Genomic DNA, 13,717 nt, shown 5'->3' with positions numbered 1-13,717 from the left:
GGTGCTCCAAGGTCGAGAGTCAGCGGGTCGCTGAGGTGAAGGTGATGGTCTGCGTGGGGGTGACGATTCCGGAGACCGGTTGATCGTGCACATCGCGGGGCACGTCGTCGATGAACTCGGAGTCGAAGATCACCGCGTACACGGGAGGGCAACGCTCCATCGATCCGATGGTCTTGTCGAAGAACCCTCGGCCCCAGCCCAGGCGCATACCGGACCGGTCGACGGCGGCGGCAGGAATGACGAGCAGGTCGACGTCGTTGACGGCGATCGGGCCGAGCACCTCGCCGACGGGTTCGGGCAGTCCGAAAAGCCCCTCGGCGATGTCACCGCCCGGTGAGGCGACGACCCAGTCGAGCAGTCCGTCGTCGCGCGAGATGGGGAGGAGCACTCGCACGCCGCGGCTCACGGCCCCCTCGACGAACTCGCGGGTGCCGGGCTCCGTCGTCGTCGAGAGGAAGCACGACAGACTCGCCGCGCCCGCGCGCGCGACGAGGGCGTCGAGCTGGGCCTGGACGCCGAGAGCAGCCTCGGCGCGAGCCGCCTCGGAGAGATTCTGCCGACGCTCGCGAAGGTCGGCGCGCAGCGCACGCTTTGCCTGTTCGATGCGGTCGGGCATGCAGTCGATTGTACGGGCGCCCCGTGTTACGTCGCCGTCGATGCGGGACCGCTAATGTATTCGCATGCCGCACAAGCCATTCAAGGCCGTCATTCCTGCCGCGGGACTCGGAACACGATTCCTGCCCGCCACGAAGGCGATGCCGAAGGAAATGCTCCCTGTCGTCGACAAGCCCGCGATCCAGTACGTCGTCGAGGAGTCGGTAGCAGCCGGCATCACCGACGTTCTGATCATCGTCGGCCGCAACAAGAACAACATCGCCAACCACTTCGACTCGGTACCCGAGCTCGAAGACAAGCTCCGCCAGAAGGGCGACCTGGAGAAGCTCGCCAAGGTCGAGCACTCATCGGATCTCGCCGATGTGCACATGGTGCGCCAGGGCGAGCCGAAGGGCCTCGGCCATGCCGTGCTGCGCGCCGAAGGCCACGTCGGCGATCACCCCTTCGCTGTTCTCCTCGGCGACGACCTCATCGACGAGCGCGACCCTCTCCTCACCAAGATGCTCGAGGAATACGACAAGCGCACCGCGACGATCATCGCCCTGATGGAGGTCGACCCCGAGCACATCCACCTCTACGGAGTCGCCGCCGTCGAGGCCACCGACGAAGACGACGTGGTGAAGGTGACGAAGCTCGTCGAGAAGCCGTCGAAAGAAGATGCTCCGTCGAACCTCGCCATCATCGGCCGTTACGTACTGGGCCCCGACGTCTTCCGCATCCTCGAGCACACCGAACCCGGCAAGGGCGGCGAGATCCAGCTGACCGACGCGCTCGAAGAGCTCGCGACCGGCGGCGGCGACGGTGGCGGGGTGTACGGCGTGATCTTCCGTGGCCGCCGTTACGACACCGGCGATAGAGTGGACTACATCAAGGCCATCGTGCAGCTGGCTTCCGATCGAGACGATCTCGGGCCGCAGCTGCGTCCCTGGTTCAAGGAGTTCGCGGCCACGCTCTGACCGCTCGTTCGAGGGAGTGGGATGGACCTCTCCGTTCCCCGACTGCACGGCCCGGTCGGCGTGCGTCTGGTGCGCGCGCGCGATGCCCGCACCCTGCAGAACGAACTGCTCTCGAACCGTTCGTGGCTGCGGCAGTGGGAGGCCACGAGTCCCGACGGGCCCGTGTCGTTCGACATGCGCTTGGGCGTGCGTCGTCTTCTGCAACAGCATCGCGACGGCCTCGGCGTGCCGCTGGTCATGGAGTACAACGGCCAGGTCGCCGGTCAGCTCAACGTGTGGGGCATCGCCCGCGGATCGTTGTCGTCGGCGACGATCGGCTATTGGGTGAGCGAACGCTTCGCGGGTAAGAGCATCACCCCGACCTCGGTGGCGCTGGCGACCGACCTGTGCTTCACCGAGCTTCGCCTGCACCGCATGGAGATCTGCATCCGCCCCGAGAATCAGGCGAGCCTGCGCGTCGTCGAGAAGCTCGGGTTCCGGTACGAAGGGCTCCGCCGGCGGTACATCCACATCAACGGCGACTGGCGCGATCACTACGCCTTCGCCCTCGTGCGCGAAGAGGTGCCCGAGGGTGTGCTCGAGCGGTGGGCCTCCGGGCGTGCGCCGCAAGACGCGGCGACGGTTCCGCCGGCCGATCGGCTGCACACGTGACCAAACGGTGAACGCGGCCCTCACCGCGCCACCGCGGGTCTAGCCTGACCGTATGCAGGCTGGCTACCACTTCTGGAACTACACCGTCCCCGGCGCCCCCGACTCGCTTCCGACAGTGCTGGGCGACACCGCCCGCACCGCCGAGCAGGGCGGCTTCGCGCAGTTCACCGTGATGGACCACTGGTTTCAGATGGAAGCGGCGGCCCCGGCCACCGAGCCGATGCTCGAAGCGTTCACGACCCTCGGCTACCTCGCCGGGCAGACCTCTTCGATGCGCCTCGGACCCCTGGTGGCGGGCGTGACCTACCGCTACCCGGCGCTCCTCGCGAAGATCGTCACCACCCTCGACGTGCTCAGCTCGGGCCGCGCGATGCTCGGCATCGGTGCGGCCTGGTACGACCGGGAGCACCACGGACTCGGCGTCCCGTACCCGTCCATCTCGGAGCGCTTCGAGCGTCTCGAAGAGGCGCTCCAGATCTCGTTGCAGATGTGGAGCGAGAACGACGGTGCGTACCGGGGTGCGCACTACAGCCTCGACGAGACGCTGAACAGCCCGCGGTCGATCCAGCGCCCGCATCCGCCCATCATGATCGGCGGCAAGGGCGAGAAGAAGACGCTCCGGATGGTGGCGCAGTACGCGCAGATCGTGAACCTCACCACGGCGGAACCCGCCGAAGTGGCCCGCCTTCTCGACGTGCTGCGCGCGCACTGCGACCGGCTCGGCACCGACTACGACGCGATCGAGAAGACCGTCATCTCGGGCTCCCGTGACCCGTACTCGACTGAGTTCTTGGGCGAGATGCAGCAGCTCGCCGACCTCGGCGTGACGATGGTCGTGCTCGGGCGCGACCCGGCAGACTCCGACCCCGTCGGCCAGGTCGCCCGCATCTCCGAAGAGGTGCTGCCGAGGCTCGCGCAGCTCTGACGTTCGGCGGATGCTCAGCATCCGCCCCGCGACACGGCGCGCGGTTGCCGGGCGGGACGGATGCTGTCGAATACCGTGGTGCGCATGGGCGGACAGGTATGGGGTGGCGGCGTGATCGTCGCTGTCGCCGTCGTGCTCTGGCTGGTCTATCTGCTGCCCTCGTGGCATAGCCGTCACCAGTACACCTCCGCTGAGCGCAATGCCGTGCGTCTGAATCAGGCGATCCGCGTGCTCGCCGAGACGAGTGAGACGCCGCAAGAGGTGCGCCTCGAGCTCTCGGCGCGCTCAGCCCTCGCCCAGCAGAAGCTCGCCCGTCGTGCGCAGGAGCAGAACGCGCAGGCCGAACTCGCCATCGCGCGCGCCCGCCTCGACGTCGAACGCGAGCAGAGTGCCGCCGAACGCGAGGCAGCTCGGGCCGAGCTCGCCGCCGCGCGCGAGATCGCCCGAGCCCGTCATGCCGCATCGCGCGCTCTTCCGGCCGCCCGCCGTGCACGCGCACGCCGCATGTTTCGCCTGACCACGACCTCGGTCGCGTTCGTCGCCCTCGCCGTCACCGGCGTGGGAATCTGGCAGGCCGCGATCGGAGCATCCGCCGCCCTCGTCTGGGTCGGTTCGCTCGTGACCGCGATGTGCGTGCTCGCGCTGCACCGCATCTCACGCGTCGCCGCCCGCGCGGTCGAGATCCCCGTTGCTGCCCCCGTCGCGCGCGCGGCCGGTGCGGTGCAAGACGTGTCGCTCGAGATCGCCCGAGCAGCCGCCTGGACGCCACGCGAACTGCCTCGTCCGCTCGTGTCTTCGGCGGGATCGCGCGCCGCGGCCGTGCTCGATGAGCAGGCTGCGCGGGAAGCACTGCGTGCAGCTGCGCGCGAAGAGGCGCAGCGCACGATCGCCGCGCAGCAGGCGCCGCCGTCGATCGAGACCGCACGGGTCGCCCGCCGGTCGGAGTTCTCCCGCATGGGATACGTCGACGACGCCGAGATCGAGGCGCACGTGCGTCATCTGCTCGAGCGGCGCGCATCGGGCCAGTAGCCCCGCCCGCGGGGGCCGGCGGTGGCGCGTCTGCGCGATTTCACCGTGATAATGTTGGTGAGTTCTCGGGCCTGTAGCGCAGTTGGTAGCGCGCCTCGTTCGCATCGAGGAGGTCAGGGGTTCAATTCCCCTCAGGTCCACCAGAACACGAGAAGGCCCCCGGTTCGCCGGGGGCCTTCTCTCATGGAGCGGTAGCCTCGCACCCGTGACCATCCTCTCTGCCGGTGCCCTGACCCAGTTCGCCGTGCTCGACGCCCTCCTCGCCGGCGCCTACGAGTCGGGCATGACGGTGGCGGAGGCGCTCGAGCGCGGCGACTTCGGAATCGGATGCTGCGACCGCCTCGGCGGCGAGGTCGTCATCGTCGACGGCGAGGCCTTCGAGTGCACCGTCGAGGGGGCGCCGGCGCGGATGGCGGCTGCCGCGACCCTGCCCTTCGTCGAAGTGGCGCCATCCGAGGCGACCGAGGTGGCCTCGGATGCGAACGACCTCGACCTGGAGGCCCTCACGGCGGCGGTCGAGGGGCACCTGCTCAGCCGCAACCTCTTTCACTCGGTGCGGTTCGACGGTGTCGTCGGGCGGGTGCGGATCCGCGTGACGCCGCGCCAGCAGCATCCGTTGCCCCCTCTCGACGAGGTCACCCGCGAGCAGGTCGAAACGGAGGTGGTCGAGCGCGAGGGCACCCTCGTGGGCTTCTGGGCTCCCGCGATCTATCAGGGCATCGCCGTCGCGGGGCTGCACCTGCATTTTCTCTCCGCCGACCGCCTGGCCGGTGGACACGTGCTCGACCTGACGGTGCGCCGAGGCGAGCTGCGCGTGACCGCGTTCTCGCGCTTTCACCTGCACCTGCCGACCGACGAGCTCTTCCTCCGCACCGAGCTGACGCACGACAACGACCACCGCATCGTCGCGGTCGAGGGCGGCGTCGGAGCAGGGTAGCCACCGCCCGATTGTGCGCCCGGGCATGTCCCGAATTCCGCAACAAATGGGCGCGATCGTTGCGGAATTCGGGACACCGGCGCGAGCGTGTCCCACTTTCCGCAACAAATGGGCTCGATCGTTGCGGAATTCGGGACATGCCTCGACCACCGGGCGGCGGAGGGTGCAGCGGGAGGGAGATCGCTCCCTGCACCTGCAGCAGCGCGACGAGTGGCACGCCGGTGTCGGCGAGGCCGCCGAGCTGCCGCTGAACCTCGGACCAGCCGTTTGATGCTGAATTCTCGACGAGATCAGGCGGTCAGCGCCACCAGGCAGGTCACGGCGGCGGCGGCCGACCAGGCCTGCGGGCGGCAGGCTGCGGGGTAGGGCGTCGGAACGGTCGTCTCCGTGGCGGGGTCGCCCGCGTGGAGTTCCGGAACCCGGTAGTCGAAACCCTCGGCGGCGGCGAGCAGTCCGTCGACGACGGTGCGGGCCTGCGGTTCGAGGCCCGCCCGCAGCATTCCGTGCACGGCGATCGCGGTGTCGTGCACCCAGACGCTGCCGCCGTGGTACGACAGCGGCCAGTATCCCGCCGCGCCCGTCGACATGGTGCGGATGCCGAAGCCGCTCGAGACGGACGCACCGAGAAGCAGATCGGCGACGTGTCGTTCGTCTTCGGGCTCGAGGATGCCCGTGCCCAGCAGGTGCCCGATATTGCTGGTGAGGGTGTCGACCGGGTTCTTCGCGTGGTCGAGGGCGACGGCGGGGTAACGGCCCTCCGGCGTCTCGACCCAGTACGCCTCGGCGAAGCGGGCCTTCAGCCGCGCGGCCCACGAGCGCAGCGCCGCGGTGTCGTCGGATCCGTCGCCGAACCTGTCGAGCAGGTCAGCACCCGCGGCGGCTGCCTCGTACGCGTAGCCCTGCACTTCGCAGAGCGCGATCGGGCCCTCGGCGAGACGGCCGTCGCGCCACTGGATCGAGTCGCCCGAGTCTTTCCACCCCTGATTCGCCAGGCCCGTGCCGAGGCGGTCGATGTAGTCGAGGAACCCGTCACCGTCGCTGTCGCCCGAATCGCGCAGCCAGCCCAGCGCGCCGCGCAGGGCGGGCAGGAGTTCGCGCACCTCTTCGTCGGGCATGCCCGCGCGCGAGGCATCGGCGAGCAGGCAGATCCACAGCGGAGTGGAATCGACGCTGCCGTAGTAGAGCGGCGGCAGAACGATGCCCTCGCCGGGGAGTTCGAGGGCCGATCCCCGCAGCTCATGCAGGATCTTGCCGGGCTCCTCGGCCGTGGCCGGGTCGTCGTGGGTGCCCTGCAGCCGCGTCAGCACGCGGAGAGTGGATGCGGCGATGCCGACGTCGAGCGGAAGCGCGAGCCTCGCCGCCCACAGTGAATCCCGGCCGAAGAGCGTGAAGAACCAGGGCGCCCCGGCGGCGTAGAACGCGTCGTCGGGAGCGCCGGGAAGAGCGAGACGGAGAGCATCGAGGTCGCCGAGGGCGGTGCGGAGCCAGCGCCCGAGGCGCGGGTCGGGCGCGGAGGAGGCGACGGATGCGGCGTCCCACCGGGCCGCTGAGCGTGCCGCCTGCACGACGAGGGTCTCGTCGGTGAGATCGAGCGTCCACTCGACGTGCGTGCTGCCCCCCGGTTCGACGCGCACCGGCCAGGAGGCCGTGACCGCGGCACCGGCGTCGCGCACGTCGGCTCCGGGGGCGGTGAGCGTGAACGACTGGGGGCCACTGGCGACGGTGGCCGCAGCATCCTTCACCGTCGTGTGCGTGGCACGCGGACGATCGAACCCGGACTTCACTTCGTGCAGCAGCGAGAAATCGGGCTCGATGCGCAGGCTCAGGGTCGTGTCGAGCGGTTCGGAGACCCGGGAGAGAACCGTCCAGCGCTCGCGGATCGCGCCCGCCTCCACCCACCGCTCGCGCACGATGCGCACCTTGGGGTCGGGGGTCGCGTCGTCGAGGCTCCTCAGGAGTCCGCCGAAGACGACGCGCGAGGGGCCGTCGGGTGCGGTCGAAATCCATTCGATCGCCGACCCCCCGCTCGTCAGTTGGAGGGATCTGACGTGACGCACGTCACCGTGGTAGACCCCGTCGATCGCGGCGGCTCCGATGTCACCGGTACGACTCGACCACACCTGGGTGGGGGCGCGAAGCGCGATGACGCCGTCGTTGAGGAGCGGCTGCAACGGATGCTGCGGCGTGACCTCGGCGCGGGTCTGCGGATCGGTGGTGGGGTGCGTCATTCTTTGACGGCTCCTTCGCTGGCGTTCATGATGCGGCGTTGGAAGATGAAGAACATCACCGCGACGGGGATGGTCATGATCGCGGCCGCGGCGAGTTTGATCGGGTATTCGTTGCCCTGACTGAGCTGACCGCTCGCCAGCGACGCGACGCCCTTGGTCAGGGTCGTCAGTTCGGGTGACTGCGTCGAGACGATGAAGTGGCTCAGCTCGTTCCACGATCCCTGGAACGACAGGATCACGATGGTGATCAGCGCGGGACGTGCCATCGGGAGCACCACCGACCAGAACACGCGGAACGTACCGGCTCCGTCGATGCGGGCCTGCTCCTCCACCGACACGGGGATCGAGTCGAAGAAGTTCTTCATGATGAACACCCCCGCGGCGTCGACCAGAAGAGGCAGGATCATGCCGGCGTACGAATCGTAGATGCCGAGCTGGTTGATCACGAGGAACTTCGGGATGAGGAGCACGACGGTCGGAACGGCCATCACCGCGATCAGGGCGGCGAAGATGAGCCCCCGGCCGCGGAACTGCAGTCGAGCCAGGGCATAACCGGCGAGGGACGCGAAGAACACGCGCCCGACCGTGACGAAGATCGTCACGATCGCCGAGTTCATGAACCACGTCGGAAAGTCCGAACCGCCGAAGAGGCGCTCGAACGCGACCAAGGTGAAGGGATTCGGTACGAGCGAGAGCGGTTCGGCCGTCGCATCCGCGTTCGTCTTGAATCCCGTGGCCACCTGAACGAGGAACGGGAAGATGTAGATGAGCGCGAGCACGATGAGCACGGCGTACAGCGCGAGCTGCCAAGCCAGCACTTTGCGGGGCAGCCGTACCTTTCGCTGCGGCGCACGCGCCGGTCGCTCGCGCACGTTCTGGGCGACGAGCACTTCGCTCTCGAGGGGAGTCGTGCCGCTCATCGGAGGGCCTCCTTCTGGCGCGGGCGACCCGACACCTCGTACTCGCGGATGCGGCGTCGCGACACCGGCCGGTCGCGCAGTACCCACCGCTGCACGATCGTGAAGAACACGATGATGACGAAGAGCACGAAAGCGATCGCCGCGCCGCGACCCCACTCCTGGGAGAGGAACGCCGATTGGTAGCTGAGGTAGGCCGGGGTGACCGTCGTCTTTCCGGGGCCGCCCTGCGTGCCGGTGTAGATCTGGTCGAACACCTGCCAGCAGCCGATCAGGCCGAGGGTGAGCACGGTGAACAGCGCAGGCTTCAGCTGGGGGAGGGTCACGCGCCAGAACCTCTGCCACGCGTTGGCCCCGTCCATCATCGCGGCCTCTTCGACGTCGCCGCCGATGTTCTGGAGTCCGGCGAGGAAGAGCAGCATGAACGTGCCCGAGGTCGTGAAGATCGCCATCAGCATGAACGCCGACATCGCGACCGACGGGCCGGCGAGCCAGTCCCACCACGACAGGCCAAGGAAGCTGTTGTCGGTCAGAGCCGCGGGACCCGACTGGACCCCGAAGACGCCGAGGATGTTGTGCAGCACGCCGCTGGGTTCGTTGAACCAGTTCGGCCCGTTGATCCCGACCCACGAGAGCACCTCGTTGACCGCGCCGGAGGCCGAGAAGAGGAAGAGCCACAGGACGGTGATCGCCACCGAGCTCGTGACGGAGGGGAAGTAGAAGGCCGTACGGAAGAATCCTCGGCCGCGCAGCACCGCGCGGTTGACCAGAAGGGCGAGGAAGAGCGCCAGGGCGGTCTGGAGGGGGACGACGAGGAACACGTACCACGCGTTGTTGCGCAGCGCCGTGCCGAAGTCCCGCTCGGCGAGGCCGCCGCCGGTGGTGACCTCGGCGTAGTTGTCGAGCCCGACGAAGCCGACGCCGGGAGCGAGGGGGCTTCCGCGGCCCGACCAGTCGGAGAAACTGACCCACAGCGCCATCAGTACCGGCACGAGCAGGAAGACGCCCAGGATCACCAGGACGGGGAGCGTGAAGAGCCAGCCGGCGGTGGCCTCGCCGCGGCGGATCCCCTGGGAGGAGGATCCGCCGCGACGACGGGGGCCGCGGGGTGTGGCGTCGCCCTTGCCGGAGGCGTCGGGCGCAGTTGCCAGAGCGGTCATGTCGTGCCTATTCGACGATCGCCTCGAGGTTCGACTGAACCGTGTCGAGGATCGCCTGCGGGTCGCCGGTCTTCAAGGTCTCGATCTGCGCGTTGAAGTCGGTGACCACGTCGGAGGCCCCCGCCATGTTCGGCGGGAACTGGGCGTACTCGGCGCCGGCGAGGAAGGCACTGAGGTCGGGGTTCGCCGCGGTCCAGGCGTCGGCGGCCGATTCGATCGACGGCATCGGACCGAACGCCTCGGAGAAGGCGAGCTGCTGGTCGGTGCCGGTGAGGTATTCGACCAGCTCGCGAGCCGATTCCTGGTTGGCGCTGTCGGAGGCGATGCCCCAGCAGTTCGTGAACTGCAGGGTGCCCTGGCCGCCCGGGCCCGCCGGAAGCTCGGCGACCGTGTAGTTCACGTCGGGGTAGTCGGCGGCGAGACCGCCGACGAGCCAGTTGCCCTCGATGGTCATGGCCGCGGCCCCCGTTCCGAAGGCCTCGCCACCCCAGCCCGCACCGACGTCCGCGGCGAAGGCGAAGGTGCCGGCGTTGAGCTGGTCTTTGACGAACGTGAGCGCCTCGACGTTCTCCGCGCTGTTCGCGACGGGCTCGCCGTCGACGACCATGCCCCCACCGGCCTGCGCCATGAAGGCGCCGATGCGCTGGTACTCGGCACCGAAGGCGAGGCCCACGCGGCCGTCAGCGGTCAGCTGCTGCGCCACCGCGGCGAGCTGGTCCCAGTCGGTGGGGATGTCGGCCTCGGTGAGGCCGGCTGCGGCCCACACGTCGGAGTTGATGATCAGCGCGAGCGTCGAGAAGTCCTTCGGTGCGCAGGTGAACTGCCCGTCGACGGTGAAGTTCTCGACCAGCGAGGGGTAGAAGTCGGAGGCGTTCGACAGCTCATCGCCGTAGGCGGCGATCGAACCGTTCTCGGCGTAACCGGCGAGGGCCTCGGGGGCGAGGTAGAACAGGTCGGGCGGCGAACCGGCAGCGAAGCCCTGCGACAGCTGCTGCGGCAGGTCGTTGGCCGTCTGCACGGTGGCGTCGACGCCCGACTCCGCCGACCATGCGTCGACCGCGGCCTGCACGGCAGCCGTCTCGGCGTCGCCGGACGAGCCGATCAGAATGCTGAGTGAGCCGCCGCCGGCAGCGTCTCCGGATTCGGCGGGTTCTTGAAAGCCTGATCCGCAGGCGGTGAGTGCGAGCGCGGATGCGGCGAGCAGTGCGCCCGTTCCGACGAGTGCGCGAGTGGTGTGCCGTGGCATGTGTCTCTTCTCCTTCGACGAGCCATGTGTGGGAGTTTGAACGATCAAACTGCCGATTCGTCTACGGTACGTATGCGGCGCGGCCGATGTCAAGGCCCGCGGTGGTCACCGTAGGATGACGATTTGAACGATCCCACCGGAGGTTTGCATGGCGAAGGCGCCGACCGTCGAAGACGTGGCACGGGTGGCCGGCGTCTCGCGACAGACCGTCTCGAACGTGCTCAACTCGCCCGAGATCGTGCGCGATGAAACCCGCCTCCGTGTCGAAGAGGCCATCGCCGGGCTCGGGTACCGCCCGCACATGGCCGCCCGCCGCCTCCGCACGCGGCGAAGCTCGACCATCGGCATACGTCTCGACCCGTACGCGGGCGGGATCTCGGGTGTCGTGCTCGACCGGTTCGTCCACGCGCTCACCGACCGGGCGGGCGACCGCGGCATGCGGATCCTCCTCTACGCGGCCCGTTCTCCGGAAGACGAGATCGCCCGGCTGAGCGACCTGCTCGAGGGCGGCGAGGTCGACGCGGTGGTGGTCACCGGCACGTTCCACGGCGACCCCCGAACCGGCTGGCTGGTCGAGCGCGACCTCCCTTTCGTGTCATTCGGGCGCCCCTGGGGTTCGGACGACGTCGTGCGTCCTGCCCATCTCTGGGTCGACGTCGACGGCGCCGTCGGTACGCGTGAAGCGACCGACTACGGCGTCCATACCGCGGGGCCGCGCGTGGCATTCCTCGGATGGCCGTCGGGTTCGGGAACCGGCGACGATCGGGAACGCGGGTGGCGCGAAGCGCTCACCGCGAACGGCGCGGCGGGACCGCGGTGGGTGAGCGAAGAAAGGGTCGATGCCGCGCGCTCCGTGGTCGCGGCGGCTCTCGCAGACGATGCCGTCGACGCGATCGTGTGCGCGAGTGATTCCCTCGCCATCGGCGCGCACCTCGCCGCCGCCGATGCCGGCAGGCCGGGCCTGCTCGTCGTCGGCTTCGACAACACCCCGGCCGTGGAGGCGCTGGGTCTGTCCAGCGTCGAGCAGCTGCCCGAGAAGGTCGCGGCGGGTGCACTCGAACTGCTGATGGGCGAGACCGGGAGCATCGTCGCGCCTCGCCCCGCAGCATCCGGTTCGGCCCATGTGCTCGTCGAGCCGCGTCTGGTCACACGCTGACGGCGCGACCGACAGAAGCGGTTGCGCGGCGCGCGATCAGACCGGAGTCGAGAGGGTGACCTCGTCGGGGGGGAGCACTCCGACGTCGTCCCAGTCGCCGTCGTTCCACGTGAAGACGGCGACCGCTCCGGTGGTCATCGCGACCTCGTCGCCCGAGAGTTCGCTGACGAGTTCGCTGACCCCGGGATCGTGCGAGACGACCGTGAGCTCGGCGGCGCCGTGCGCTCGGGCGAGGGCGAGGATCGCCCGGCCCGACGCGGCGTAGAGGTCGGCGATCTCGATGAGGTCGGCTCCGAAAGCGGTCGCGAACGGGGCCGCCGTCGCGGTGGCGCGGGCGGCGGTGCTGGTGAGCACGACCTCGGACCGCACCCCGGAGCGCAGCACGCGCTTGGCCATCTGGTCGGCCTCGCGAAGACCCCGCGCGCTGAGCCGACGCTGGTGGTCGACGAGCTCGAGTCCGCCGTGCTCGGCCGTCGCGTGGCGCACCACGACGAACTGGATCACGCCCCCACCTCGCGCCGACGGGCGCTCAGCGAGCGGGCGGCAGGCGACGGCATCTCGGAGAAGAGCGCCGGAACGGCGGATGCTGCGGCCACGGGATCAGGCTACCGCCCCGCCGAGCACGAGGTGGGCGAGAGTGAAGATCGCGGCCCCCGCCAAGGCGCCGACGATGGTGCCGTTCAAGCGGATGTACTGCAGGTCGCGACCGACCATGAGTTCGATCTTCTCCGTCGTCTCGACCGGATCCCACCGCTGCACGGTGTCGGTGATGATCGAGGCGATGTCGTGGCGGTAGCGCTCCACGACGAAGACGGCGGCGTCGATGACCCACCCGTCGACGCGGTGCTGCAGCGCCGCATCCGTCTCGAGTCGCTCGCCGATGTCGACGAGAGCCGCCGTCGCGCGGACGCGGAGGCCGCTCTGCGGATCGGCGAGGGCGGTGAGCAGCCCGCTCTTCGCGGTCTCCCACGCCTCGGTGGCAAGACCCCGCACCCGCGGGCTGTCGAAGATCGAGACTTTCGCGTCTTCGAGTCGGCCGATGGTCTCCGGGTCGTGCTGCAGATTGTCGGCGAGACGCGCGAGGTAGGCATCGATCGCGTGACGGGCCGGGTGATCCTGGTCGGCGCGCACGGCCGTGACGAACGACACCGCCTCGCGGTACAGGGTGTCGTCGATCAGGCGCACGACCATGCCCGGCACCCACGACGGAAGCCGCTTCGACACGAGTCCGTCGAACGACTGCGGATTGTCGTGCAGCCAGGCCACGATGTTCTCTGCTGCGAGGTCGACCGCCGCGTGGTGCGCGCCCGTCTCGGTCACCTTCTCGAGCCATCCGCCGACCGATGGTCCCCAGTCGGGTGAGATGAGGTGCTCGCGGGCGAGGTCGCCGATCAGATCGCTCACGTCGTCGTCGCTGAGAGCGCCCAGCACCGCGGTCGCGACCGAGGCTCCTTCGGTGGCGACACGCTCGGCGTTCGCGGGCTGGCGCAGCCACCCGCCGAAGCGCGCGGCGAGGGGTGTGTTCTCGAGCCGCGCCCGCACGATCGGTCCGGAGAGGAAGTTCGTCTCGACGAACTCGCCGAGCGTGCGGCCGATCTCGTCTTTGCGCCGCGGAATGATCGCGGTGTGGGGGATCGGCAGGCCCAGGGGCCTGCGGAACAGCGCCGTGACGGCGAACCAATCGGCGAGGGCGCCCACCATGCCGCCCTCGGCCGCGGCGCGCACCCACTGCAGCCACGGGTAGCGCTCCTGGAAAAGGTACGCCACGACGAACAGCACCGCCATGAAGACGAGCGCGCCGAGCGCGACGCCCTTCATCTGACGCAGGCCGCGTCGCCGCTCCTGATCGGCCGGGGTCAGGAGTGCGGCGGGAGTGGAGAACATGTCCTGATCCTCG

At 69.3% G+C, this 13,717-nt stretch carries 13 protein-coding genes and 1 tRNA gene; 7 read left to right on the top strand and 7 right to left on the bottom strand.

Annotated elements, in window-relative coordinates; translation table 11 throughout:
- Positions 1-19 precede the first annotated feature (19 nt).
- Complete coding sequence (locus ACFXQA_RS01260) at positions 20-616, bottom strand: 5-formyltetrahydrofolate cyclo-ligase (protein WP_394517973.1); 597 nt, start codon at positions 614-616, stop codon at positions 20-22.
- A 64-nt stretch (positions 617-680) separates the two neighbouring features.
- On the opposite strand from ACFXQA_RS01260, the gene galU reads away from it, so the two are divergent.
- The 6 genes from galU (at position 681) to budA (ending at position 5,113) form a co-directional block, all read left to right on the top strand.
- Complete coding sequence (gene galU, locus ACFXQA_RS01255; RefSeq protein WP_394517972.1) at positions 681-1,571, top strand: UTP--glucose-1-phosphate uridylyltransferase GalU; 891 nt, start codon at positions 681-683, stop codon at positions 1,569-1,571.
- Between the two features lie 21 nt (positions 1,572-1,592).
- The gene (locus ACFXQA_RS01250) at positions 1,593-2,222 is read left to right on the top strand and encodes a GNAT family N-acetyltransferase (RefSeq protein ID WP_394517971.1); all 630 of its coding nucleotides are present in this window, start codon (positions 1,593-1,595) and stop codon (positions 2,220-2,222) included.
- Between the two features lie 52 nt (positions 2,223-2,274).
- Positions 2,275-3,147 carry an LLM class F420-dependent oxidoreductase gene (locus ACFXQA_RS01245; protein WP_394517970.1) on the top strand — a complete coding sequence of 291 codons (873 nt, stop codon included), beginning with the start codon at positions 2,275-2,277 and terminating at the stop codon, positions 3,145-3,147.
- 84 nt (positions 3,148-3,231) lie between these two features.
- Positions 3,232-4,176, top strand: a complete 945-nt coding sequence (locus ACFXQA_RS01240; protein WP_394517969.1) for a large exoprotein — start codon at positions 3,232-3,234, stop codon at positions 4,174-4,176.
- A 67-nt stretch (positions 4,177-4,243) separates the two neighbouring features.
- Positions 4,244-4,319: transfer RNA gene (locus ACFXQA_RS01235), tRNA-Ala, on the top strand.
- Positions 4,320-4,381: 62 nt separating this feature from the next.
- Positions 4,382-5,113 carry an acetolactate decarboxylase gene (gene budA, locus ACFXQA_RS01230; protein ID WP_394517968.1) on the top strand — a complete coding sequence of 244 codons (732 nt, stop codon included), beginning with the start codon at positions 4,382-4,384 and terminating at the stop codon, positions 5,111-5,113.
- Between the two features lie 290 nt (positions 5,114-5,403).
- Here budA and ACFXQA_RS01225 read toward each other — a convergent pair whose 3' ends face one another.
- The 4 genes from ACFXQA_RS01225 to ACFXQA_RS01210 are packed head-to-tail and all read right to left on the bottom strand — an operon-like array spanning position 5,404 to position 10,664.
- Positions 5,404-7,341 carry a glycogen debranching N-terminal domain-containing protein gene (locus tag ACFXQA_RS01225; RefSeq protein ID WP_394517967.1) on the bottom strand — a complete coding sequence of 646 codons (1,938 nt, stop codon included), beginning with the start codon at positions 7,339-7,341 and terminating at the stop codon, positions 5,404-5,406.
- Positions 7,338-8,261: a carbohydrate ABC transporter permease gene (locus ACFXQA_RS01220; RefSeq protein WP_394517966.1), complete on the bottom strand. Its 924-nt coding sequence runs from the start codon at positions 8,259-8,261 to the stop codon at positions 7,338-7,340. Before ACFXQA_RS01220 ends, ACFXQA_RS01225 begins: the two co-directional genes overlap by 4 nt.
- The gene (locus ACFXQA_RS01215) at positions 8,258-9,418 is read right to left on the bottom strand and encodes a carbohydrate ABC transporter permease (protein WP_394517965.1); all 1,161 of its coding nucleotides are present in this window, start codon (positions 9,416-9,418) and stop codon (positions 8,258-8,260) included. The genes ACFXQA_RS01220 and ACFXQA_RS01215 overlap by 4 nt, the downstream gene beginning before the upstream one ends.
- A 7-nt stretch (positions 9,419-9,425) precedes the next feature.
- Entirely contained in the window at positions 9,426-10,664 is a 1,239-nt protein-coding gene (locus tag ACFXQA_RS01210; RefSeq protein WP_394517964.1) for a sugar ABC transporter substrate-binding protein, read from the bottom strand.
- A gap of 148 nt (positions 10,665-10,812) precedes the next feature.
- On the opposite strand from ACFXQA_RS01210, the gene ACFXQA_RS01205 reads away from it, so the two are divergent.
- Positions 10,813-11,820, top strand: a complete 1,008-nt coding sequence (locus tag ACFXQA_RS01205; protein ID WP_394517963.1) for a LacI family DNA-binding transcriptional regulator — start codon at positions 10,813-10,815, stop codon at positions 11,818-11,820.
- A 36-nt stretch (positions 11,821-11,856) separates the two neighbouring features.
- On the opposite strand, the gene ACFXQA_RS01200 is transcribed toward ACFXQA_RS01205, so the two are convergent.
- Positions 11,857-12,324 carry a SixA phosphatase family protein gene (locus tag ACFXQA_RS01200; RefSeq protein WP_394517962.1) on the bottom strand — a complete coding sequence of 156 codons (468 nt, stop codon included), beginning with the start codon at positions 12,322-12,324 and terminating at the stop codon, positions 11,857-11,859.
- 96 nt (positions 12,325-12,420) lie between these two features.
- Positions 12,421-13,704 (bottom strand): DUF445 domain-containing protein, encoded by a 1,284-nt coding sequence (locus ACFXQA_RS01195; RefSeq protein ID WP_394517961.1) that lies wholly within the window; start codon positions 13,702-13,704, stop codon positions 12,421-12,423.
- Positions 13,705-13,717: the final 13 nt, after the last annotated feature.

Source organism: Microbacterium shimangi (assembly GCF_043556445.1).
GTDB lineage: Bacteria > Actinomycetota > Actinomycetes > Actinomycetales > Microbacteriaceae > Microbacterium.
This window is presented reverse-complemented; position numbering and strand designations above follow the sequence as displayed.